Raw genomic sequence first — 21,741 nt, 5'->3', positions numbered from 1 at the left:
GCGTTTTACGGGTGCCCTCAGGGTCGAATCAGGGTAGTACCTCATAGCGGGGGCGGGGCAAGGCGCGAAAGAATGGGGGCATGGACCAAGATCACTCCTCGCACAAAATCTTCGACAGCCTGCGTCAGCAGCAGATCCGCCGCAGCGAATCGCAGTGGCTGGGCGGCGTGGCCGCCGGCATCGCGCAGCGCCTGCAGGTTGACGCGGTGCTGGTGCGCGGCGTGGCGGTCGCCCTGGCCCTGCTGGGCGGAGTGGGCTTGATCGCCTACGGCCTGGCGTGGGCGTTCCTGCCGGATGAGAACGACCAAATCCACGTCGAGCAGGCGCTGCAGAAGAACTGGACCAGCGGCATGACCGGTGCCCTGGTCACCTTCCTGCTCGGTGTCGGGCCCGCCCCCTGGGCCTTTAGCAGCATCGCCCCGTTCGTGTGGCCGCTGCTGATTGTCGCCGGCGTGCTGTTCGTGGTCTTTAGCCGCAACAACACGAAGTTCGCCCGCGGTCCGCGCCCCACCGACACCGCCGCCCCGACCTATCCGGCGGATGCCAGCGGACACACCGGCAGCACCGCAGTGGTGCTACATGATCCGGAAGTCAGCTGGCAGGACCCGGCTCCTTCAGCGAACCCGGTGGATGACACGGTCCGCGCTGAGCAGGACCTGCCACGGCAGCCCGGGCCGCAGAACATCTTCGGGCGCTCGGCCTCCGACGCGCCACCCCGTTCCCGCTTCAACATCAAGGAGCCCACCATGGAGTCCGATTCGGGCCACTACTACCCCGGCACCCAGCCCCCTTCCGGGCAGGATGAGTACCCCGGCAAGGATTACTACACCGGCAAGGAGTCCAAGGGCAAACAGAAGATTCCGTTGGCACCCCCGATCCCAGGTTGGGTGGCCACCATCATTGTCGGGGCGACGGCACTGATCATTGCCGTGGTCTTCGGCCTTGACTACCTCGGACTGGTCGACTTCCCCGGCGGCTCCTGGCCGTTGGCGCTGTCCCTGGGCCTGCTCTTCGTGGGCCTGGCCCTGGTGATCGCGGCCCTGGCACACCGCACCAGTGGGGGCCTGCTGGGGTTGGCGATCCCGCTGCTGGTGCTGACCCTGATCTTCGGCAACTCCGGGGCCGTAAGCAGCAGCGGATTTGGCACCAGCTCCGGCGGGGTCATCACTTCGGACAGCGACGGTGAGTACAACGCGATCTTCAGCAACGCCACCATCGACCTGCGACAGTACGCCGACATCACCTCACCAACCACCGTCGAGGTCAACACCGTCTTTGCCTCGGTGAACCTGCGGCTGCCCGAGGAAGTGCCGGTACGCATCCAAAGTGATGGCATCTTCCTCTCCCAGCACGGTAGCGGCGCCCCGGGGAGCAGCGACTCGAGCAAACCACTGCTGATCGTGGACGTGAACGGCGCCTTCTCAAAGATCAATGCGCTGCCCTCGGACTCCAGCACCGTGACCACCCCAGATTTCTAAGGATGAGCAACAATGACTCCCGAAAAATATGACCGTTCCAAGTTCCCCACCGGAACCCTGGTATTCGGATTGATCCTGGTTCTGGTGGCACTGGCACAATTGAGCCGTCACGTGCTGTCCTGGGACTTCGACGCCCCGCTGTTCTTTATCGCGTTGATCGCCCTGGCCGGCGTCGCGTTGATCGTCTCGGGCATCGGCTCGGCCCGGCGTGCGGCCAAACGCAAGGAGTACCCACCACACGACTCGACCACCTTCTAGTACCCTGGGGTACTTTCACCCCGTGGCCCGTCCCCGAGGCGGACGTTGGCCGAACCCATTCTTTTGACGTGCACTATCTAAGGACGGACCCTGATGGATAAATTCTTCAACTCCCTGCGTTCCATGCCGCTGCGTCGCGGACCGGCGCGCATGGCCGGCGGTGTGGCCGGCGGCATTGCCGACAAGTTCGGCTGGGACGTTTCGCTTGTGCGGATCGCGATGCTGCTCTCCTTCCTGCTGCCGGTCATTGGCATTGGCGCCTACATCGTGGCGTGGCTGCTGATTCCGGCCCAGGATGGCAGCATTATCCTGCAAAAGTGGTTGCGCGCGCTGTAGCGGCCGCGTCCCGGCAAGCGGGGCGAGAGTGGCGGCGAGTACACCGGAAGGGATCTTTCCGGTGTACTCGCCGCCACATCCTTAAGCCGATAGACTCGCAACGTAGACGGCTCAACGGGGCGCTGTGGACAACGACAGATGATGAACAGATCCAATCCATGAGGGTGGCCGGCCCACTGGTCCTGCTCCCCACGCATCGGTGCGGCTGTTCGTCCCGGCAGAAATGAGCAGATATGCGTATTGGCCTGTTGACCTCCGGCGGCGACTGCCCCGGCTTGAACGCCGTCATCCGCGGCGCCGTGCTGAACGGGATCAAAAGCTACGACTATGAATTCGTCGGGTTCCGTGACGGCTGGCGCGGGGTCAAGGAAGGCGACCTGATGCCGCTGCCGCGCCACCAGGTGCGCGGCATCTCCAAGCAGGGCGGAACAATCCTGGGCACCTCACGCACCAACCCGTTCGAGGGCGAAAACGGGGGTCCGGAGCAGATCCGCCAGACCCTGGCCCGCCTGGAGGTGGACGCGGTCATCGCGATCGGCGGGGAGGGCACCCTGGCCGGGGCCCAGCGCCTATGCGAAGCGGGACTGCCGATTGTCGGAGTCCCCAAGACCATCGACAACGACCTGGACGCCACCGACTACACCTTCGGCTTCGACACCGCCAACCAGATCGCCGTGGAGGCCATTGACCGGTTGCGCACCACCGGCGAATCCCACCACCGGTGCATGGTGGCCGAGGTGATGGGCCGCGACGTGGGCTGGATTGCCCTGCACGCCGGCATGGCCTCCGGCGCCCACGCGATCCTGATCCCCGAGGTGTCCACCAGCATGGAACAGATCTTCACCTGGGTGCGTGAAGCCCACGAACGTGGCCGCGCACCGCTGGTGGTGGTGTCCGAGGGGTTCGTGCCCGAGGGTGAGGATGCCGCGTTCAGCTCCCGCGGGGTGGACCGCCATGGTCGGCCCCGGCTGGGTGGGATCGGTGAAGTCCTGGCCCCGCTCATTGAGCAGAACACCGGCCTGGAAACCCGCGCCACCGTGCTGGGACACATTCAGCGCGGCGGCGTGCCGACCGCCTTTGACCGGGTGCTGGCCACCCGCCTGGGCATGGCGTCGGTGGATTCGGTGGCTGCCGGCCAGTGGGGCACCATGGTGGCCCTGCACGGCACGCAGATTAACCGGGTCCCGCTCAGCGCGGCGGTGAACAACCTCAAGCGCGTGCCGCAGGACCGCTATGACGAGGCAAAAATCCTCTTCGGCTGACCCGGCCGCACATCATGCCGGCCCCGGCCCCCATCGCGGGGCCGGGGCCGGGGCGTTTAACGGCCGCAGGCCACCGCCGCCCTCCAGAGAAAGAAGGCAGCGGTGGCCCGCGGCGGTGCGTACTTGGCGCCTGGTCAGCCGCGTGGCGGGCGCAGGAAGCCGGTGAACCGGCCGGCCACCTGGCCGGCCTCCGGTGAAACGATGACCTCCTGGGCGGCCGGGTAGCTGCTTTCACCGTCCTGGACCACCAGTTCGGCATCCGGCTGCACATTGCGGCGCAGCGTGGCCAGGGCAATCGGCCCGGCCTCGTAGTGCAATGCCACCGAGGTGACCCGGCCGACAACCCGTTCCCCGTCCTTGACCGGTGAACCGGGCGCAGGCAGGGTGTGCATGGACCCGTCCAGGTGCAGCATCGCCAGGCGACGCGGCGGATGGCCCAGGTTGTGCACCCGGGCAATGGTTTCCTGGCCCTTGTAGCAGCCCTTGTTCAGGTGCACCGCGGTACGCAGCCAGTCCAGTTCGTGCGGGATGCTCTTGTCATCGGTGTCCACGATGAACCGCGGCTCCCAGGCCGCGATGCGAAGCGCCTCCACCGCCATGGTCCCGGCCAGGGACAGGTCCCCGACCAGGGAGGCCAGCTGCTCCAGCGGCACGATGTACTCAAACCAGGGCCGTTCCAGGCCCGGGTGCTCCCCGGTGGAGTACGCATGTCCCCCGCCGATCACATTCGGCCAGGGGTTCTCCCACACCACATCGCCCAGTTCGGGGCGCGGCCTGGTGCTGGCAATGACCCCGTGGGTATTTGAACAATCCACGACTTCAACCCGGGACATGAACCGCATCGAGTTCAGGTACTCGGCCAGCGGGTCACCGCGCCCGGGCTCGGCGATGATCCACAACAGGTCGTCGGCGGCCAGGATTTTCAGCTCATGCTCCACCCGGCCCTGGACGCTCAACAGCAGGCTTTGGGTGCTCTGCCCCGGCTTCAGATCGCTCAAGCGCTGGCTGCTGATGGTGTCCAGCCACGTCAAGCGGTCTTCGCCGCGCAGCTGCAGGATGTCCAGGTGGCTCAGGTCCGCCACCGCGGTCCCGTCGAAGAGGCTGCGGGCCTCACGGGTCGGTGCCCCGTAGTGGGCGGCAACCCCGGCATCCACGCCGGAGGCCTCCACGGCCCCGCCACGCTGCAGCAGAACCGAAGTGTACTTTTTGCTCATTCCTGGTTTCCGTCTTCCCCCGCTTGGCCCGGCTCGGTCTGGCCAACCCGTTTCAGGGCCGCCGACGCGTGGGCCTTCAAATCACTATCGCCCTGTGAGACGTCCCAACGCCAGAACAGGTCCCCGCCCACCAGCCCGTAGATGCGGGTCGAGGAGGCGTAGGGCTTGGAGTTTTCGCTGCGCAGCAGGGCCTCGGTCGCCAGCTGGATGCGCGGGCCGTTGATGACCCCGTAGTACAGTTCGCTGAGACCGCCCGGATGGTTGATGCTGGCCTGGATCTTGAAACCGTCTTCGGTGCGCAGCCTCTCGACATCGTCGGCCGAGCGCAGCACCGGGAACGGGTCGCCGGGAGTCATACCCGGGCCAGGGTCGGCGGCTTCCTGCTTGCGGTCCAGGGACCAGAAGCCGGACTCGACGGCCAGGGGGCGCAGCCGGGTGCCTTCGGCATCGGTGAGCCAGGATTCGCTGCGGTACTCCAGGTAGGGCAGACCGGTGTCCCGGAAGGTCACCTGCTGCCAGAAGTGCTCGTCATCTGCTTCGCCTTCGCCCAGCTTGCCCGAGCCTTCCCAGACACCGATCAGCCAGGACAGCGGAACGAGTTCCGGGGTGAGATCCGTGGGAATTTCAATAGCCATAACGGCGCTCGCTTTCCGTGGATGTAAATGAAAGAGGCGCACACCCTGCGGTGTGCGCCTTTCCTACTTCTGCCCCTTGAAAAGGCGCTTGACAACCAGTCCGGCGAAACCGGCCATGCCCAGACCGGCAACGGTCAGCAGCGCCAGGTAGAAGATCTCTAGTGCAAGGTAATTTTCGTTCATGGCTCCATCCTAGCGCGCCGCGGGCGCAGGTTACTTAATCAACGAGAGGCGAATCACGTGCCCTCCGTCATTTCCGATTCAGACCTGCCCGAGCACCTGCATGGCGTACCAGCTCAGCGACCCGGTCAACAGCAGGATCAGCGTGGATACGGCGAGCATGTCCTCCACCCGCTTCACCGCCCGGCTGGCCAGGGTGATGGCCCGCAGGCAGCCCACCAGCACTCCGGCGAGCGCACCAATCAGCAGGCAGTGGTACCAGGCCAAATCCAGCGGCAGCGCGCTGCTCGCGGCGCCGAGGGCCGCACCGGTGAGCGGGGCCAGGAAGATGACGGCGCGGTCCGGCAGCCGGGTCATGGCGCAGGCCCCGGCACCGAGCAGGGCGATGACGCTGACCAGGATGATGCCAAAGCCGCTGGGTGAGGCCCCCAACGCGGAGAGTCCAGACCCCTGGGACACCACGGCCAGGCCGCTGATTCCGCTGACGGTGTTCGACAGCCGGCCGCTGGCCCCGGTCCCCCTGAACACCTGGGACATGAACACCAGCGGGACTCCGACCGCGATGACCAGCATGCTGGCGCCCATCCCCACCGGGCCGAGCATTCCCACGGCAAAGAAGGTGGCCAGCAGCCCGGCCAACGCCAGGATGATGCGCAGCGGCCAAGGCTGGGTGCTGCGGGTAAGGGTGGGCCAGCTGTAGGCGAAAAGCAGCTGCAGCACGGCGGTGATCGCTCCCACCGAGAGACCCGGAGTGTCCAGGGTCGCCGCCACGAGCAATGCGGCCGCGGCGAGCAGCCCGCTAATCAGTACCTTGACTCTCAAACTGTCCATCCTGGATCGTTGGCAACGCGCACATGGGGCAACTCGCGTTTATGACGTTCGGTGTTCTTTATACTGTGACACGTAAAAGAGATTTTTTCGTCAAACCACCCGGCAGGAGGTTCCAGCACATGGCGCACCTGCTGCTCTTGGGTGAAGAACGCGAAAACGCCTGTGTGCTGCCCGCGTTGGAGCTGCTCAGCCATGATATCCGACAGCTGCCGGCCACCATTGATTCCCTGCGCCACGCCGGGCCCGCACAGGTTGTCATCCTGGATGCCACCGGGGATCTGGCTGCGGCCCGGACCGCCTGTCAGCTCGTGGCCGCGACCCTCAACCTCCCCCTGCTGGTGGTGATCCTTGAAGGCGGGTTGACGGTGATGTCCAGCGAATGGCGCGCCGATGACTTTGTGTTGCCCACCGCCTCACCGGCCGAAATTGAGGCGCGCCTGCGCATGCTGCTCAGCCGCGGGCCGTCCGCCACCGGCCCGGTAGACGCCGAACCGGTGGCGGGGCTGCGCATTGACGAGCTGAGCTACACCGCCAAGATTGATCAGCGGGTCCTGGACCTGACGTACAAGGAATTTGAGCTGCTGAAGTATCTGGCCCAGTTCCCGGGACGGGTGTTCACCCGTGAACAGCTGCTGCATGAGGTGTGGGGTTACGACTACTACGGGGGCACCCGTACGGTGGACGTGCACGTGCGCCGCCTGCGAGCGAAGCTGGGCACCGATCATGAACAGCTGATCGGTACCGTGCGCAACGTCGGCTACCGCTTCCACGCCGAGCAGTAGGACACCGGTTCACCTCCGGCCGGTTCACTGCTGGCACATCCCGGGTGATGTTGCGTTCTGGTGGCGGCACGGGACTAGTGTGGGGTTTATGAGTACCCAGCCCAAGCTCCCCCTCAGCGTTCTGTCCTTGCCCGGCGCCGCCGATGACCGGTTGCGCCGCCAGGTCATGGACTTGGCCCGCACCGCCCAAGGCAGTGACGGCAATCCCCCGTTCAGCGAGCAAACCTTCATTGACCTGGCTGCCCAGCAGGCGGACCGCAGCCTGCTGGGCGTGTACGCGTACGCGGCCGAGGACAGCACCGAGGAACTGCTGCTGGGTGCGGCCATTGCCGTGCGCGGGGCGGAAACCGAGCCGTGGACGGTGGAACTGGTGGTGCATCCCGATTACCGCCAACGCCAGGTGGCCGGCAACCTGCTGCAGCAGCTGGGCGGTTCCCTGGATCTGTCCCAGGCCCAGGGCTGGGCGCACGGCGCACACCCTGCCGCGCAGGTGCTGGCCGAACGCCACGGGCTGCAGCGGCAGCGGGAACTGAACAAGATGCGCCGCACCCAGCAGCAGCCGCTGCCGGTGGCGCAGCTGCCCGAGAACCTGCAGCTTCGCACCTTCGTCCCCGGCCAGGATGAACAGGCCTGGCTGCAGGCCAACGCGGCAGCCTTCGCCGACCACCCGGAGCAGGGCTCGCTGACCCTGGCCGACCTGCAGGCGCGCATGGCCGAGGACTGGTTTGACCCCGAAGGATTCTTCCTGGCCGTGGACCAGGACGAAGCGGTGCTGGGGTTCCATTGGACGAAGCTGCCCCAGCCCGAACCCGGCACCGCCCGGGTGGGTGAGGTGTACGTGGTGGGGGTGACCCCCGGCGCGCAGGGTCTGGGCCTGGGCCGCAGTTTGACCGCCACCGGGGTCAACCATCTGCTGGCCCGCGGGGTGGAGGCGGTCATGCTCTATGTGGATGCGGAGAATACCGCAGCGGTGAAACTCTACGAGTCCTTGGGCTTCACGGTCTGGGATGTCGATGTGATGTACGGGCCTGCGCGGTAGGATTGGCGCTAGGCAATGCGGCGCCTGACAGGGCTTGTCCCCCGGTGGTGTCCGCCATTGCATGACCGGCACCCTGAGCCAGGAAGCGAGATCAGCTGATGACCAAACCCGTGCTCCCACCAACCAGCAAACTCAAGGATGTGCCTTCCTCGGAGGCCACCGTGGACCGGATCGGCTTGCCGGACATTGCCCCGGCCGCCACGCTGCCCATAGGCGGTTTCTCCGCCGAGCGCTTCCTGGACCGGGAGATCAGCTGGTTGGACTTCAACGCCCGGGTGCTGGAACTGGCCGAGGACGAGGATCTGCCGCTGCTGGAGCGGGTGAACTTCCTGTCCATCTTCACCTCGAACCTCGATGAGTTCTTCATGGTGCGGGTGGCCGGGCTCAAGCGCCGCATCGCCACCGGCCTGGCGGTGCCGGCCGCCACCGGGATGAACCCGGTGGACCAGCTGGAACTGATCCTGGCCAACGCGTACAAGCTGCAGCTGCGCCACGCGAAGGTGTTCGCCGATTCGGTGCGTCCAAAGCTGCAGGAAGAGGGCATTGCCCTGGTCGGGTGGAAGGACTTGAGCCCGAAGGAACGCGACGAGCTGTCCCAGTGGTTCATCAAGCAGGTCTTCCCGGTGCTCACCCCGCTGGCGGTGGACCCCGCCCACCCGTTCCCCTACATTTCCGGGCTGTCGCTGAACATGGCCGTGGTGGTGCGCAACCCGCAAACCCAGAAGGACCTGTTCGCCCGCTTGAAGGTGCCGGACACCATCATGCGCCTGATTTCCGTCGACGGGCTGCGCGCGGCCCACTCCTCGCACAGCCAGGCCCGGTTCATTGCCCTGGAAGATGTCATTGCCGAGCACCTGGACCAGCTGTTCCCCGGCATGGACATTGTCGAGCACCACTTCTTCCGCATCACCCGCAATGAGGACCTGGAGGTGGAAGAGGACGACGCGGAGAACCTGCTCCAGGCCCTGGAGAAGGAGCTGCTGCGCCGCCGCTTCGGCCCGCCGGTGCGCCTGGAGGTCGCCGATGACATCAACCCGCAGATCCTGGAACTGCTGGTGCGCGAACTGGGCATCGAGGACGATGAGGTGTTCAAGCTGCCCACGCCGCTGGATTTGCGGGGGCTGGGCGTCATTGCCGGGCTGGACCGCACCGAACTGCACTACCCGAAGCATGTGGGGCACACCTCCAGCCTGCTGAACGTCTCGGAAACCTCCAAGGCGGCCAACGTCTTCGCCGCGGTGCGCCGGCGCGACATCCTGCTGCACCACCCCTATGACTCGTTCTCCACCTCCGTGCAGGCCTTTTTGGAGCAGGCGGCCGCGGACCCGAAGGTCATGGCCATCAAGCAGACGCTGTACCGCACCAGCGGGGACTCGCCGATCGTGGACGCGCTGATCGACGCGGCCGAGGCCGGCAAGCAGGTGCTGGCGCTGGTGGAGATCAAGGCCCGCTTCGATGAGCAGGCCAACATCACCTGGGCGCGGAAGCTGGAGCAGGCCGGGGTGCACGTGGTGTACGGCATCGTGGGGCTCAAGACCCACTCCAAGCTGTCCCTGGTGGTGCGCCGCGAGGGCGACAAGCTGCGGCGCTACTGCCACATCGGCACCGGCAACTACCACCCGCGCACCGCCCGCTACTACGAGGACCTGGGCTTGCTCACCTGCGATGACACCGTGGGCGAGGATGTCTCCAAACTGTTCAACCAGCTCTCGGGCTACGCCCCGCGCTCCACCTACCAGCGTCTGCTGGTCGCCCCGCGCTCGCTGCGCTGGGGGCTGGTGCAGCGCATTGAGCAGGAGATCGCCAACGCGCAGGCCGGCATCGACTCCCGGGTGGTGATCAAGGTCAACTCGATGGTCGACGAGACCATCATCGACGCCCTGTACCGGGCCAGCCAGGCCGGGGTGAAGGTCGATGTGATCGTGCGCGGGATCTGTGCGCTGCGTCCCGGGGTCCCGGGGCTGAGCGAGAACATCCGGGTGCGCTCGATCCTGGGCCGGTTCCTGGAGCACAGCCGCGTGTTCATGTTCGCCAACGACGGGGACCCGGTGGTCTACATCGGTTCGGCGGACATGATGCACCGCAACCTGGACCGCCGGGTGGAGGCGCTGGTGTCACTGGCCGAACCGGAGGACATCGCCAACCTGATCGCCATCCTGGACCGCTACCTGGATGAGCAGACCTCGTCCTGGCACCTGCTGGCGGACGGGGACTGGGAGCGACACCACCGTGACGCGGACGGCCAGCCGTTGCTGGATGTGCAATCATGGCTGATCGAGACCCACTCGCGCCGGCGCAACCCGGGTCGCGGAAACTAGTGGCAGCCAATCAGATCAAAGGATCGACTAACACCGTGCTCATGATTCAACGGTCCTCGGATCCCGAGGAAATCCTGCTGGGAGAATTTGACGTCATCGCCGCCGGGGCCATCCCGTGGCGTGTGCTGAACGACGAACTGCAGGTCCTGATCATTCACCGGCCCCGCTACGACGACTGGTCCTGGCCCAAGGGCAAGCTCGATGACGGGGAATCCATCCCCGAATGCGCGGTGCGCGAGGTCGGGGAGGAAGTGGGCCTGCAGGTGCAGCTGGGCATCCCGCTGGAGGCCACCGCCTACACCGTGAACCAGAAGGCCAAGGTCGTCTACTACTGGGCGGCGGCCCTGGCCAACGGGGATGAGCCCACCGTGGACGGGGACGAGGCGGACGAGGCCCGCTGGGTGGGGGCCAAGCAGGCCAAGTCCATGCTGACCAACCCCAGCGACGCGGCCCCGCTCGATGACCTGATCGAGGCGCACCTGGCCGGACGGCTGGATACCCGGGCCTTCATGCTGGTCCGCCACGCCAAGGCCAAGCCGCGGGCGAACTGGACCCGCGAGGAGGGCCAACGCCCGCTGGCCGCCACCGGACGGCGCCAGGCCCAGGCCCTGGCCCGGCTGCTGAACTGCTGGAAGCCCCAGCACGTGGCCACCAGCCCCTGGGTGCGCTGCGTGCAGTCCATCACCCCCTATGTGACCGAGCACCAGATCAAGCCGAAGCTGGTGAACTCCATGACGGAGCATGCCGCCCAGCGCAAACCGGAAAAGACGGTCAAGTCACTGACCAAGCTGCTGGATAAGGTCCGCTCCCAGGTGCTGTGCACCCACCGCCCGGTCCTGCCGCTGATCCTGCCGCTGCTCTCCGCACGCTCCTCCCAGGCGGTGCGCAAGCTGCTGCCCACGGCCGACCCCTACCTGCAGCCCGGGGGCATGATCGTGCTGCAGCAGCCGGTGGGGGCGCATGAACGCATTGTCTCCATTGAGATCCACGCCCCGTACTCGGATTAGCGGCACACCCTGGCCCGCTTCCCGCCCTGGCCTGCACGCTGGCCCGCTGCGCGGTCTTGGACTGTGTTCGCGGCGCGTACTAGGCTAGGAGAACAGTGGGATAACTCACCATGGGAAAGAGGAGTGCCATGTCATCACAGGATTCCGCGCAACCGCTTGCAAAGATCGTCCACCAGGGATTGCGCCTGGATCACGAGCCGGGCCGGGGACGCTATTCGCTGTGGCACGGTTCGACCTATGTGGGGTTCATCGGCTACCACCGCGACGGGGACGTGGTGACCTTGCAGCACACCATCGTCAATGAGGAATTCGGCCGCCGCGGCTACGCGCGGGCGCTGGTGACCCTGGTGCTGGATCAGCTGCGCCAGGAGGGGGCGAAGATCATCTCCGAGTGCACCTACGTGGATGACTACCTCAAGCGCTACCCGGAATACCAGGACATGCTCATCCGCCAGTAGACCGTTCGTGTGAGGATGTCAGCAAGGTCGCGCCGGCCCGCGCTGTACGTGGCCTTGGCGCTGCGCCTAGACTTGATCGGGTGAGCATCCCAACCCCCTATGAAGATCTGCTGCGCGAAGTGCTGGAAAACGGCACCCACAAGGAAGACCGCACCGGCACCGGCACGCTGTCCGTCTTTGGGCGCCAGATCCGCTTCGACTTGTCCGAATCCTTCCCGCTGATCACCACCAAGCGGGTGCACTTCAAGTCCGTGGCCGCCGAGCTGCTGTGGTTCCTGCGCGGGGACTCGAACATTTCCTGGCTGCAGGAGCAGGGGGTGCGCATCTGGAACGAGTGGGCCGACCAGGACGGTGAACTCGGCCCCGTGTACGGGGTGCAGTGGCGTTCCTGGCCCACCCCGGACGGCGGGCACATCGACCAGATCAGCCAGGTTGTCCAGTCGCTGAGCCAGAACCCGGATTCGCGTCGGCACATCGTCTCGGCCTGGAATGTCGCCGAGATCTCCAACATGGCGCTGCCCCCGTGCCACATGTTCTTCCAGTTCTATGTGGCGGACGGAAAACTGTCCTGCCAGCTCTATCAGCGCAGCGCCGACATGTTCCTGGGGGTGCCGTTCAACATCGCCTCCTACTCGCTGCTGACCCTGATGCTGGCCCAGCAGCTGGGCCTGCAGCCCGGCGAATTCATCTGGACCGGCGGGGATGTGCACATCTACTCAAACCACCTGGACCAGGTGCGTGAGCAGCTGGGCCGGACCCCCTACCCGTACCCGCAGCTGCGCTTCGCACGCACCCCGGACTCGATCTTCGACTACACGCTGGAGGACTTCATCGTGGACAACTACCAGCACCACCCCACCATCAAGGGCAGCGTGGCCGTATGAGCCCGACCCACCGTAGCGGCACCGAACAGCGGATGGTCGGGGCCATCTGGGCGCAAACCACCGACGGGGTCATCGGGGATGCGGGCACCATGCCCTGGCAGGTTCCCGAGGACCTGGCTCACTTCAAGCGCATCACCGAAGGACACCCGGTGATCATGGGCCGGCGGACCTGGGAGTCCTTCCCGGAAAAGTTCCGTCCCCTGCCCGGGCGCACGAACATCGTGCTCACCTCCGATGCGCCAGCCCATGACAGGCTGCGCGCCGCCGGGGCCCAGCCGGCCTCCAGCCTGGAGCAGGCCCTGGAACTGGCCGAGCGCGCGGCAGGCAGTGAGGAAATCTGGATCATCGGCGGCGGCAAGGTGTACGCCGAATCGCTGCACCTGATCGACACCGCCATCATCACCGTGCTGGACCTGAACCTCGACGGGGATACCCGGGCCCCTGAGCTGGGGGCGCAGTTCACGTGCAGCCTCAGCGATCCGGCCGAGGGCTGGCACACCTCCAAGACCAACACCGGGTACCGTTTCGAATCCTGGCAACGAACGAAGGACTTGACCAAGTGAAAGAATCCCTGGCCGCGCTGAAGAAGAGCCCCGAGGGCCTGTTCATCATCGGCTACATGCTTTTCCCGCTGCTGGCCCTGGTGGTGGCCGTGCTCGGCTTCTTCCTGGTGCTGGGCGGGCACCGGATTTTCGGTGTGATCCTGCTGCTGGTGCCCACACAGCTCTTCATTTTCGGGGCCTACTGGGCGATCACCAACCGCAAGCGGCTGATGGCCGAATAACCCGCTGATCCGCCGGCGCACCCCAGGGTGCGCCGGCGTTGTTATATCCGTAACGAATCGCGGCAGGCGAAGACAAAACCCCTACCATGGATTCATGACTTCTTCTGTTGGTTTTGTTGGTTACCGTGGCATGGTCGGCTCCGTGCTGATGCAGCGCATGGTTGAGGAGGGCGACTTCGCCAACCTGGATCCGGTGTTCTTTTCCACCTCGAACCCCGGCGGCAACGCACCGGATTTTGCGTCCGGCGCAGACAAGCTCCAGGACGCCTATGACATCCAGGCCCTGGCCAAGCTGCCGATTATCGTCACCGCCCAGGGCGGGGACTACACCAACATCGTTCATCCGCAACTGCGTGCCGCCGGCTGGGACGGGCTGTGGATCGACGCGGCCAGCGCGCTGCGGATGAACGACGACTCGGTGATCGTGCTGGACCCGGTCAACCGCAATGTCATTGACGCTTCCCTGGCCGCGGGCACCAAGGACTTCGTGGGCGGCAACTGCACCGTCTCCTGCATGCTGATGGGCCTGGGCGGGTTGTTCCGCAACAACCTGGTCGAGTGGGGCACGGCCATGACCTACCAGGCGGCCTCCGGCGGCGGCGCCCGGCACATGCGCGAACTGCTCACCCAGTTCGGGGACATCAACTCCTCGGTTCACGCCGAGCTGGCCGACCCGGCCAGCGCCATCCTGGAAATCGACCGCCAGGTGCTGACCACCCAGCGTGAATCCCTGGATGCGGCACAGTTCGGCGTGCCGCTGGGCGGTTCGCTGATTCCCTGGATTGACGCGGACCTGGGCAACGGTCAGTCGCGCGAGGAGTGGAAGGCCGGGGTGGAGACGAACAAGATCCTGCAGACCTCCGGGGACAGCCACATCATCATGGACGGGTTGTGCGTGCGCATCGGCGCCATGCGCTCGCACTCGCAGGCCTTGACCCTGAAGCTGAAGGAAGACCTGTCCATCAGCGAAATCGAGAACCTGCTTGACGGGGACAACCAGTGGGCCAAGGTGGTTCCCAACCAGAAGGAGGCGACCATGAGCCAGCTGACTCCGGTCGCGGCCTCCGGCACCCTGGATATCCCGGTGGGCCGCATCCGCAAGCTGGAGATGGGCCCGAAGTACATTTCCGCGTTCACCGTGGGCGACCAGCTGCTGTGGGGTGCGGCCGAGCCGCTGCGCCGCATGCTGGCGATCGCGCAGGGCCGGCTGTAGCCACCACCCTGACTAACCGGCGGCGGCCACCGAAGAATAGTCTTCGGCGGCCGCCGCCGCTTTATGCCGCCCGCCCCGATCTCTTGACCCGTGTACCGCTGTACGGATCCGGGCAGGGGCCGCGCGCCGCCGGTCAGCGCAGCCGGCGCTGTTCGCGCAGCTGCTGGACCCAGCGCTCGGTCTGCCGTGGATGCTGCAGGTGCACAACATGCAGCCCCGGGAAACGGGCCTCCAGGGTCGGAATGACCGGTTTGAGCTGGTTGCGGGTGTTCCAGCCCCAGCGGATGATGTGTTCCTTGTCGGTGAAGAAGGTGTGCAGCGCAGGCTCGTAGTTCCCGTTCCACAGCTCCTCACCCCGCCGCCGGCGCCGGACTGTGCGGGCAATCAGCCGGGCCATGGTGATTGGGGTGGGGTAGTCCAGCCAAAGCAGCGTGTCGGCCCGCGCCGCGATCAGCGGGCGAACCTGCCGGTACTGCAGCTCGATGACCCACCGGGGACCGGCGATGAAGTCCTTGACGTCCTGGACGAAGGCGGGCCGTGGGGTCCACTGCGGGCCATGGTGCAGGCTGTCGATTTCCACCCGAGGGTAGTTCAGCAGCCCGGCGAGCTGGTCACACAGCGTGGTTTTCCCGGCACCGCTGACCCCGGCCACGGTGAGGCGCTGCGGGTGCCAGGTAATGGGGTCGTTCACTGTGTGCACGCGACCAGCTCTCCTTAGTCGATGACCGCGTCGGGGCGCGGCCTGTGGTTGCCTGCCGGGAGGCTACAGGGCCACCTGTTCGTCCAGGCTCAGCCCGATCAGCAGCGGCTCGTTGACCAGTGTGATGCCGAACTTCTCCGCGACCCCGCGGCGGATGGTGCGCGCGATGGCCAGCACGTCCTGCGCACTGGCCTCCCCCCGGTTGGTGATGGCCAGCGTGTGCTTGGTGGACAGGGCGGCCCGGCCTCCGGCCACCAGGTAGCCCGAGGTGTGCTCCAGCCCGTAGCCCTTGGAAAAGCCGGCCTGGTCGATCAGCCATGCCGCCGAGAGCTTGACCTTGCCCGGCTCGGCCACCGGGTAGTGCGGGGCGTTCTGCGGCAGGTGCTGCAGCACGTGCTCGTCCACGATGGGGTTGGTGAAGAACGAACCGGTGGAATGGGAATCCAGGTCCGCCGGGTCGTAGACCATTCCCTTGCCGCGGCGCAGTTCCAGCACGGTGCGGCGCACCTCGGCGGCCGAGGCGCGCTCCCCCACCTCCACCTCCAGGCGCCGGGCCAGTTCGGCATAGCGCACCGGGGATGATTCGGCACTGTACGGCAGCAGGAAGCTGACCCGCAGGACCACGTAGCGTGGAGAGCCGTCCACGATGGTGCGCTTGATCAGCGAATCACGGTAGGCGAACTGCAGCTCCGCGTTGCTCAGCGTGATGATCTTGCCCTGTTCACGGTCAAAGACGCGCACGTTTTCCAGCGTCTGGGAGACATCCGCACCGTAGGCGCCCACGTTCTGCACCGGGGTGGCCCCGCTGCTGCCCGGGATCCCGGACAGGGCCTCAAGGCCGCTGAGCCCGGCATGCAGGCTGTGGGCCACCACCGCGTCCCAGTTTTCCCCGGCGGCCACGGTCAGCCGTGCGGTGTCGGTGGAGATTTCCTGGACATTGGTGCCCTTGGTGGCGATCCGGATGACCGTGCCGGCAAAGCCTTCGTCGCTGATCACCAGGTTGGATCCGCCGGCGACCAGCAGCACCGGGATGCCTTGGGCGTCGGCTTCGGCCAGGGCCTGGACCAGGTCGGCTTCGTGGTGGGCCTCCACCAGTTTCCCGGCCGGGCCGCCCACGGCGGTGGTTGTCAGGTGCTTAAGCATTCAGCGTTTCACTTTCCCTGCATCGATTGTTCACTGTCGCCGGTGTCTTTAGGATATCCGGCGGCGTTGGAGGAGAGGACCAGGGCCAGCACAACCAGCAGTGAAATGCTGCTCAAGGCCGGCAATAGCCCGATCTGGTTGGCCAGCAGGCCCAGCAACGGCGGGCCACCGAGGAACGCGCCGTAGCCGATGGTGGAGACCACCGATACCCGGGCCGCGGCATGCAGCGGGTCATCCGAGGCCGCGCTCATGGCCAGCGGGAAGGTCAACGCCACACCGATCCCCCACAATCCCAGGGCGGCGAACGCCACCGGCAGCGACTGGCCGGTGCTGAACAGCAGCAGCCCAATCAGCGCCAGCACCGCGCTGACGCGGATCATCACCACCCGCCCAAAGCGCAGGATCAGGTCCCCGCCCAGCAGCCGCATCGCGGTCATCGCCGTGACGAACACGGCGTAGCCCAGGGCCCCGGTGGATTCGGTGGTGCCGTACCCGTCGGCGAGCGCCAGGGCCACCCAGTCCCCCGCGGCCCCCTCGGCCAGGGCCATGCCCAGCACCAGCACGCCCAGCAGGATGGTCTGCGGTTCGCGCCAGGCCCGGCCCAGCGAACCCTGCCCGCTGCCGTGGGCCGCCCGGCTGTTGTCCGGCCCGAAGTACCGGGAACCGAGAAGCACGATCACTCCGATCAGCACCCCCATCACGGCATAATGCGCCGCAATGGTGATCTGCAGTGCGGCGGCCGCCGCCCCGATGCCGGCGCCGAGCACCGTGCCGATCGAGAAGAAGCCGTGCAGCATGGACATCACCACCCGGCCCAGACTGCGTTCCATGGCCGCGCCCTGCACGTTGGAGGCCACGTTCCAACTGGCAATCCCCAGCCCCTGGGTGAACAGGAAGATCCCGGTCAACCAGGGCAGGTGCCAGAGCACCGCGCTGATGCCCACCAGGGCCAGGGAGGTTCCGGCCAGCACGGCGCACAGTCGCATCACGTTCGCCGCGCCCAGCCGGGAGACCAGATGCCCGGAGAGGCTGACGGACAGGAAGGAGCCGGCGCTCAGGCACAGCAGCAGCAGTCCTACGCTGGCGTGGTCCAGTTGCAGCTCATCACGCAGCGAGGGCAGCCGCGCCACCAGGGTGGCCAGCAGCAGGCCGCTGGCCAGGAACGCGGCCATCAGGGCGTTGCGCCAGGCCACGGCCTGCGGGGCGGGCTGCAAACTCAGAGCTGCACCACGGCCTGGGACTTGACCAGCACCTTGGTGCCGTCCACGCTGACCGTCAGGTCGATGCGGGCGGTGCGGGCCTCGGCGTCCAGCGCCCCGACCTTGCCCTCCACCGTGATGGCGGTGCCGGGGTGCTCGGCCGGGTTCGTGCCGGCCGGGTCCTGCACCACGACCGGCTTGGTGAAGCGGGTTTGGTAGTCAATGACCGCACTGGGGTCCCCCACCCAGGCGCTGACCACGTCCACGGCCGCGCCCATGGTGAACATGCCGTGGGCAATCACGTTGGGAAGCTCCACCTCGGTGGCGAAGCGCTCATTCCAGTGAATCGGGTTGAAGTCGCCCGAGGCGCCGGCGTAGCGCACCAGGTCGGCCCGGTTCACGTGCAGCGTCGTTGCCCCGATCAGCTGTCCCTTTTCCAGGGTGTCAAAATCAATCATGGTCTACTCCTCGCCCCGCACCAGCAGGGATGAAACGGTGGTGGCCACCTTCTGCCCGTCCACGGTGGAGATCTCGGCACGGGAGGTGATCATCGCACCGGCCCCCATGCTGCGCACCTGGTCCACGTGCAGCTCGGCCACCAGCTCATCCCCGGCAATGATCGGCCGGTGGTGGGTGAAACGCTGGTCGGCGTGCACGACACGGGAGAAATCAATACCGGATTCCGGGTCGGTGATCAGGCGCGCGTCGGCCCGCTGCGCGATGATGATGGCGAAGGTCGGTGGGGCCACCAGGTCCCGGTGGCCCAGTTCCTTGGCCGCCTGCAGGTCGTAGTGGGCGCGGTGGCTGGCCTTGGTGGCCGCGGCGAACTCACGGATCTTTTCGCGGCCCACCTGATAGGGCTCATCCGGCGGGTAGACGCGTCCGACCAGGTCGGGGTTGATGCTCATCAAAGCTCCTTGATTGGCGTGGGAGATTTTGGGGTCCGGTTTTCAGAACGGTGCGGACTATTTTTTCTTCTTCGGGCTTTGCAGGCCGTTGGCGATGCGCCAGGCCCGCACGTCGCGTGAGCGGACGACCAGTGAACCGATGTGCAGGCACATGCCCACGGCCATCATCCCGATGGCAAAGAACAGCAGGGGCCGTGAGGGCAGGTTGATGCCGACAATGGCCAGGATGATGCCGCCGCCCATGAGCGCCAACGCGGAGAACACGAATTTCTTGTAGCGCGTTGAGGCCGATTCCCAGGGAGTGTTGGTCATGACTTCCAGTCTAGTTCAGAGCCCTTGGCGGGCCGGGATTGATGTGTGAGTATCGGGCCACGAACTCAGCAAGCCGTTGCCGGTTCAGAACAGGCTGGCTTGTCCCCCGTGGTCAACGAAGTGCGCCTGGCGCAGCACCAGCGCGCGGGTTTTCAGCTCTGCCAGATCCAGCAGCACCAGTTCGGTATGCTCCCCGGTGTCGATCATCAGGGTTTGGCCCAGCACCCCGTGGATGCGCAGCGAGATCCCCTCACCACCCGGGATGGCGGGGTCCTTGCGGTGAATGCTGCGGGCATCCCAGGCGTTTAGAACCTGCTGGGCGTACGTCGGCTGGTGCAAGAGTTCATCGAGCAGCGTGATCCCATAGCGGTCAAGGCCGCGCTGTGATTCCAGCATCCGGTGAACTGCCCGGGCCGCAGCACGGTTCAGTTCCTCGAGACTGGCCAGATTGTGGTCCCAGCTCTCCAGCCCACGGATCTTGGCCTTCTGCCGCACCTGTTGGCGGATTCCGCATTGCTCGGTGACCAGGTCTTCCAGGACCCGCACGGCGGCACCGTCCGGAGCGTGGGCGACATAGCGGGCAGTGACCGCTCCCTGGGTGGCCAGCCGGGACCATTTGCTTTGCTCCGAGGCGGTACCCACCTTGGTGGTTCCGTCCGCGAAGGAGGCGATGTAGAGCAAGTGCGGTTGCTCCAGGTAACGACGCAGACCTTCGGGGGCCTGTCCGGTCTTGTGAAAATGGTGCATGAACTTGGTCTGGTCCAGCCTGCGGCAGGTCGCGCACTGGGTCCCGGAGGCAATGACCCTGCTATGGGTACAGACATTGTGCCGGCGGGTTCCATCCGAGTCCATCAGCACGTGACCCAGGCACCAGCGTTGCACGCCAACCTCCAGGGCCATGGTGCGACCGAGCTCCAGCGGTTCATTGATCCATTCGGTGCCCTTGCGTAGGCGCAGCACGGGCGCCGGATCATGCCGGGAAAAGCTGATCCCGTGGCACAGTCGGAGACTGTCGCGTTCCAGTGCCATTGCTTCCTTCCACACGTTTGGACCCACTCCACGGTAGGCGATGCGCCCGGCCTCCTGCCAGCGGACAACCACCGAGCTGAGCGGAATCAGTGCAACCAGACCATACGGTCCCGGCCCGGTTGGGGGCCGGGAAGCACATTGGATCCCGCCGAGTTTCTAATAGGATTCCAAGACGCGGACTATAGTCTGCCAGACAGGACGTATGCTTCCTACGGGTCCACGAATACCGTGACACCAGCGACCCGCCCTTCTCACTCGTGAGGTGACTACCGATTAAGCCAGGAAAAGATATCGCCACGACGGAAACCTCCCAGGTTCCGTCCGGTTTGAACCCCACCCCGGGCCTGATGCTGGACTTCGCGCAGTCGCTGCGCCAGAAGCTGCCCCGGTTCATGATGGAGTACCGTTTCGGCGTCGATGAGATGTTGACCAAGGTGTCGATTCTGCGTGAGGAATTCATCCACCTGCACCAGTACAACCCGATTGAGCACGTGACGTCCCGGGTCAAAAGCCCTGAGGGGATCTTGGAGAAGGTGGTCCGCCGCGGTTGCGCGCCGACCCTGGAGGAGATTCGCCGCAACATCACCGATATTGCGGGCATCAGGATCACCTGCAGTTTCCTGAAGGACACCTATCACGTGCTGGATATGATCACCTCGCAGCACGATGTGCGGGTCTTGGCGATCAAGGACTACATCAAGAACCCGAAGCCGAATGGCTACAAGAGCCTGCACGCGATTGTTGAGCTGCCGGTCTACCTCTCCGAGGGGCCGGTTCCGGTCATCGTTGAGGTGCAGATCCGCACCATTGCCCAGGATTTCTGGGCCAGCCTTGAACACAAGATCTTCTACAAGTACGAGGGAGAGGTTCCCGAGCACCTGCTCGATAACCTGACCGCCGCCGCCAACGCGGCCGAACACCTCGACCGCCACATGGAACACCTCTATGACGAGGTGCACGGAGAGGCAGCCGGTCCGGCGGCCGGCACCCCCGACCCCTCGGCAGACCAGCGGTTGTGGGAGCAACTGTGGCAGCTCGCCCAGCAAAATGACCTGATCCAGGGAACCACCCGGGATCTGCGCACGGATGCTGGAGACGCCGCGGGCTAACCGGCGAACACCTTGATGACGGGCCGGGCAAAGAATATTGGCGCGGCCCGTCACCGATGTAGATCCAAAAGCCCCGGATACGCAAAATGCCCCGGCAATCCGGGGCATTTTCCTTGGGGTAGCGGTGGCGGGACTCGATCCCGCGACCTCACGATTATGAGTCGTGCGCTCTAACCAGCTGAGCTACACCGCCACAAGTGAGAAGTCATCCAGTAGAAGCCAAGAAGACTTCCCACTCAGAGCCCCCTGCCGGAATCGATCCGGCGACCTCGTTCTTACCAAGAACGCGCTCTACCACTGAGCTAAGGGGGCAACGAGTAAATACTCTACACGGATTCGGCCGCAAATAAAAATTCACGGCCGGCACCCAGACAAGTCCGGATCCATCCACAAAAGGCCAAGTCAAAGCCGGGTCAGGAAGCAGCTATTCAAGGCCGGAAAGTGCAGATGACACAACAACCAGTACAGTGACGCTACTCACGACGCGGCTGAGGTCGGCGGTGGAAACGCCGCAGCCCCCACTCGTGGCCTAGCGAAACTCTCCGCGCATTCACCCTGCCCCTTTTGGGAAGAAAAAGCCCCACCGGATCTCACCAGCGCGGCTCGCGTCGCGAAAGGGCTCTACTCCGGGACGGGCCCGCACCTTGTCATCTACGGCCCTG

The 21,741-nt window shown here is 65.7% G+C and carries 24 protein-coding genes and 2 tRNA genes; 14 read left to right on the top strand and 12 right to left on the bottom strand.

Features of this window, described 5'->3' with window-relative positions; translation table 11 throughout:
• Positions 1–80 precede the first annotated feature (80 nt).
• The 4 genes from FDN03_RS11405 (at position 81) to FDN03_RS11390 (ending at position 3,334) form a co-directional block, all read left to right on the top strand.
• Entirely contained in the window at positions 81–1,478 is a 1,398-nt protein-coding gene (locus FDN03_RS11405) for a PspC domain-containing protein (RefSeq protein ID WP_138177135.1), read from the top strand.
• 12 nt (positions 1,479–1,490) lie between these two features.
• Entirely contained in the window at positions 1,491–1,736 is a 246-nt protein-coding gene (locus tag FDN03_RS11400) for a hypothetical protein (protein ID WP_138177132.1), read from the top strand.
• Positions 1,737–1,829: 93 nt separating this feature from the next.
• Positions 1,830–2,072: a PspC domain-containing protein gene (locus FDN03_RS11395; protein WP_054821522.1), complete on the top strand. Its 243-nt coding sequence runs from the start codon at positions 1,830–1,832 to the stop codon at positions 2,070–2,072.
• A 233-nt stretch (positions 2,073–2,305) separates the two neighbouring features.
• Positions 2,306–3,334 (top strand): 6-phosphofructokinase, encoded by a 1,029-nt coding sequence (locus FDN03_RS11390; protein WP_138177128.1) that lies wholly within the window; start codon positions 2,306–2,308, stop codon positions 3,332–3,334.
• 134 nt (positions 3,335–3,468) lie between these two features.
• Here the strand turns inward: FDN03_RS11390 and FDN03_RS11385 are convergent, their stop codons facing one another.
• The 3 genes from FDN03_RS11385 to FDN03_RS11375 form a co-directional block, all read right to left on the bottom strand.
• Positions 3,469–4,548: a folate-binding protein YgfZ gene (locus tag FDN03_RS11385; RefSeq protein WP_171021227.1), complete on the bottom strand. Its 1,080-nt coding sequence runs from the start codon at positions 4,546–4,548 to the stop codon at positions 3,469–3,471.
• Positions 4,545–5,183, bottom strand: a complete 639-nt coding sequence (locus FDN03_RS11380; protein ID WP_138177125.1) for an FABP family protein — start codon at positions 5,181–5,183, stop codon at positions 4,545–4,547. The genes FDN03_RS11385 and FDN03_RS11380 overlap by 4 nt, the downstream gene beginning before the upstream one ends.
• Before the next feature lie 261 nt (positions 5,184–5,444).
• A complete protein-coding gene (locus FDN03_RS11375) occupies positions 5,445–6,185 on the bottom strand; it encodes a hypothetical protein (RefSeq protein WP_138177123.1) in 741 nt (246 codons plus the stop codon).
• A 128-nt stretch (positions 6,186–6,313) separates the two neighbouring features.
• Between FDN03_RS11375 and FDN03_RS11370 the strand changes: the two genes are divergently transcribed.
• The 9 genes from FDN03_RS11370 (at position 6,314) to asd (ending at position 14,679) form a co-directional block, all read left to right on the top strand.
• Entirely contained in the window at positions 6,314–6,976 is a 663-nt protein-coding gene (locus FDN03_RS11370; RefSeq protein WP_138177120.1) for a response regulator transcription factor, read from the top strand.
• Positions 6,977–7,064: 88 nt separating this feature from the next.
• Positions 7,065–8,015, top strand: a complete 951-nt coding sequence (gene mshD / locus FDN03_RS11365; RefSeq protein ID WP_138177117.1) for a mycothiol synthase — start codon at positions 7,065–7,067, stop codon at positions 8,013–8,015.
• A gap of 98 nt (positions 8,016–8,113) precedes the next feature.
• Positions 8,114–10,333: an RNA degradosome polyphosphate kinase gene (locus FDN03_RS11360; protein ID WP_138177114.1), complete on the top strand. Its 2,220-nt coding sequence runs from the start codon at positions 8,114–8,116 to the stop codon at positions 10,331–10,333.
• Between the two features lie 41 nt (positions 10,334–10,374).
• Positions 10,375–11,340 carry an NUDIX domain-containing protein gene (locus FDN03_RS11355; protein WP_138177111.1) on the top strand — a complete coding sequence of 322 codons (966 nt, stop codon included), beginning with the start codon at positions 10,375–10,377 and terminating at the stop codon, positions 11,338–11,340.
• A gap of 128 nt (positions 11,341–11,468) precedes the next feature.
• Positions 11,469–11,798, top strand: coding sequence for a GNAT family N-acetyltransferase (locus FDN03_RS11350; RefSeq protein ID WP_054821456.1), 330 nt, complete (start codon positions 11,469–11,471; stop codon positions 11,796–11,798).
• Between the two features lie 80 nt (positions 11,799–11,878).
• The gene (locus FDN03_RS11345) at positions 11,879–12,682 is read left to right on the top strand and encodes a thymidylate synthase (RefSeq protein ID WP_138177108.1); all 804 of its coding nucleotides are present in this window, start codon (positions 11,879–11,881) and stop codon (positions 12,680–12,682) included.
• The gene (locus FDN03_RS11340) at positions 12,679–13,245 is read left to right on the top strand and encodes a dihydrofolate reductase (protein WP_138177105.1); all 567 of its coding nucleotides are present in this window, start codon (positions 12,679–12,681) and stop codon (positions 13,243–13,245) included. Before FDN03_RS11345 ends, FDN03_RS11340 begins: the two co-directional genes overlap by 4 nt.
• Positions 13,242–13,466, top strand: a complete 225-nt coding sequence (locus tag FDN03_RS11335) for an NF038396 family protein (RefSeq protein WP_054821454.1) — start codon at positions 13,242–13,244, stop codon at positions 13,464–13,466. The genes FDN03_RS11340 and FDN03_RS11335 overlap by 4 nt, the downstream gene beginning before the upstream one ends.
• Before the next feature lie 94 nt (positions 13,467–13,560).
• Positions 13,561–14,679 (top strand): aspartate-semialdehyde dehydrogenase, encoded by a 1,119-nt coding sequence (gene asd, locus FDN03_RS11330; RefSeq protein WP_138177101.1) that lies wholly within the window; start codon positions 13,561–13,563, stop codon positions 14,677–14,679.
• A 133-nt stretch (positions 14,680–14,812) separates the two neighbouring features.
• Here the strand turns inward: asd and FDN03_RS11325 are convergent, their stop codons facing one another.
• The 7 genes from FDN03_RS11325 to FDN03_RS11295 all read right to left on the bottom strand — a co-directional run bounded on the left by FDN03_RS11325 (position 14,813) and on the right by FDN03_RS11295 (position 19,970).
• The gene (locus FDN03_RS11325) at positions 14,813–15,379 is read right to left on the bottom strand and encodes an AAA family ATPase (protein WP_138177098.1); all 567 of its coding nucleotides are present in this window, start codon (positions 15,377–15,379) and stop codon (positions 14,813–14,815) included.
• 63 nt (positions 15,380–15,442) lie between these two features.
• Positions 15,443–16,522: a UDP-N-acetylmuramate dehydrogenase gene (locus FDN03_RS11320; protein WP_138177095.1), complete on the bottom strand. Its 1,080-nt coding sequence runs from the start codon at positions 16,520–16,522 to the stop codon at positions 15,443–15,445.
• A gap of 8 nt (positions 16,523–16,530) precedes the next feature.
• Positions 16,531–17,736: an MFS transporter gene (locus FDN03_RS11315; RefSeq protein ID WP_249354522.1), complete on the bottom strand. Its 1,206-nt coding sequence runs from the start codon at positions 17,734–17,736 to the stop codon at positions 16,531–16,533.
• 2 nt (positions 17,737–17,738) lie between these two features.
• Positions 17,739–18,179, bottom strand: coding sequence for a MaoC family dehydratase (locus tag FDN03_RS11310; protein WP_138177092.1), 441 nt, complete (start codon positions 18,177–18,179; stop codon positions 17,739–17,741).
• Positions 18,180–18,182: 3 nt separating this feature from the next.
• The gene (locus FDN03_RS11305; RefSeq protein ID WP_138177089.1) at positions 18,183–18,629 is read right to left on the bottom strand and encodes a MaoC family dehydratase N-terminal domain-containing protein; all 447 of its coding nucleotides are present in this window, start codon (positions 18,627–18,629) and stop codon (positions 18,183–18,185) included.
• Between the two features lie 57 nt (positions 18,630–18,686).
• Complete coding sequence (locus tag FDN03_RS11300) at positions 18,687–18,941, bottom strand: hypothetical protein (RefSeq protein ID WP_138177086.1); 255 nt, start codon at positions 18,939–18,941, stop codon at positions 18,687–18,689.
• An 84-nt stretch (positions 18,942–19,025) separates the two neighbouring features.
• Positions 19,026–19,970, bottom strand: a complete 945-nt coding sequence (locus FDN03_RS11295) for a DUF2797 domain-containing protein (RefSeq protein WP_249354520.1) — start codon at positions 19,968–19,970, stop codon at positions 19,026–19,028.
• A 347-nt stretch (positions 19,971–20,317) separates the two neighbouring features.
• Here FDN03_RS11295 and FDN03_RS11290 point away from each other — a divergent pair, with 347 nt between their 5' ends.
• Positions 20,318–21,079: a GTP pyrophosphokinase family protein gene (locus FDN03_RS11290; RefSeq protein WP_138177591.1), complete on the top strand. Its 762-nt coding sequence runs from the start codon at positions 20,318–20,320 to the stop codon at positions 21,077–21,079.
• 119 nt (positions 21,080–21,198) lie between these two features.
• Here FDN03_RS11290 and FDN03_RS11285 read toward each other — a convergent pair.
• A tRNA-Met gene (locus FDN03_RS11285) sits at positions 21,199–21,272 on the bottom strand.
• A 47-nt stretch (positions 21,273–21,319) separates the two neighbouring features.
• Positions 21,320–21,391, bottom strand: a tRNA-Thr gene (locus FDN03_RS11280).
• Between the last annotated feature and the right edge of the window lie 350 nt (positions 21,392–21,741).

Origin of the sequence: Glutamicibacter sp. V16R2B1 (assembly GCF_005774635.1) — a bacterium.
In the GTDB taxonomy this organism is placed as follows: Bacteria; Actinomycetota; Actinomycetes; order Actinomycetales; family Micrococcaceae; genus Glutamicibacter; species Glutamicibacter creatinolyticus.
Note: the sequence above shows the minus strand (reverse complement) of the source record. Positions and strands in the feature narration are given on the sequence as shown.

Bases quoted from the DNA above. Each gene is read 5' to 3' on its own strand.
- FDN03_RS11385 (WP_171021227.1), bottom strand. From the start codon at position 4,548: ATGAGCAAAAAGTACACTTCGGTTCTGCTGCAGCGTGGCGGGGCCGTG.
- FDN03_RS11310 (WP_138177092.1), bottom strand. From the start codon at position 18,179: ATGATTGATTTTGACACCCTGGAAAAGGGACAGCTGATCGGGGCAACG.
- FDN03_RS11370 (WP_138177120.1), top strand. From the start codon at position 6,314: ATGGCGCACCTGCTGCTCTTGGGTGAAGAACGCGAAAACGCCTGTGTG.
- FDN03_RS11355 (WP_138177111.1), top strand. From the start codon at position 10,375: ATGATTCAACGGTCCTCGGATCCCGAGGAAATCCTGCTGGGAGAATTT.
- FDN03_RS11380 (WP_138177125.1), bottom strand. From the start codon at position 5,183: ATGGCTATTGAAATTCCCACGGATCTCACCCCGGAACTCGTTCCGCTG.
- FDN03_RS11400 (WP_138177132.1), top strand. From the start codon at position 1,491: ATGACTCCCGAAAAATATGACCGTTCCAAGTTCCCCACCGGAACCCTG.
- FDN03_RS11295 (WP_249354520.1), bottom strand. From the start codon at position 19,970: ATGGCACTGGAACGCGACAGTCTCCGACTGTGCCACGGGATCAGCTTT.
- FDN03_RS11320 (WP_138177095.1), bottom strand. From the start codon at position 16,522: ATGCTTAAGCACCTGACAACCACCGCCGTGGGCGGCCCGGCCGGGAAA.
- asd (WP_138177101.1), top strand. From the start codon at position 13,561: ATGACTTCTTCTGTTGGTTTTGTTGGTTACCGTGGCATGGTCGGCTCC.
- mshD (WP_138177117.1), top strand. From the start codon at position 7,065: ATGAGTACCCAGCCCAAGCTCCCCCTCAGCGTTCTGTCCTTGCCCGGC.
- FDN03_RS11395 (WP_054821522.1), top strand. From the start codon at position 1,830: ATGGATAAATTCTTCAACTCCCTGCGTTCCATGCCGCTGCGTCGCGGA.
- FDN03_RS11350 (WP_054821456.1), top strand. From the start codon at position 11,469: ATGTCATCACAGGATTCCGCGCAACCGCTTGCAAAGATCGTCCACCAG.
- FDN03_RS11390 (WP_138177128.1), top strand. From the start codon at position 2,306: ATGCGTATTGGCCTGTTGACCTCCGGCGGCGACTGCCCCGGCTTGAAC.
- FDN03_RS11360 (WP_138177114.1), top strand. From the start codon at position 8,114: ATGACCAAACCCGTGCTCCCACCAACCAGCAAACTCAAGGATGTGCCT.
- FDN03_RS11340 (WP_138177105.1), top strand. From the start codon at position 12,679: ATGAGCCCGACCCACCGTAGCGGCACCGAACAGCGGATGGTCGGGGCC.
- FDN03_RS11300 (WP_138177086.1), bottom strand. From the start codon at position 18,941: ATGACCAACACTCCCTGGGAATCGGCCTCAACGCGCTACAAGAAATTC.
- FDN03_RS11305 (WP_138177089.1), bottom strand. From the start codon at position 18,629: ATGAGCATCAACCCCGACCTGGTCGGACGCGTCTACCCGCCGGATGAG.
- FDN03_RS11405 (WP_138177135.1), top strand. From the start codon at position 81: ATGGACCAAGATCACTCCTCGCACAAAATCTTCGACAGCCTGCGTCAG.
- FDN03_RS11290 (WP_138177591.1), top strand. From the start codon at position 20,318: ATGCTGGACTTCGCGCAGTCGCTGCGCCAGAAGCTGCCCCGGTTCATG.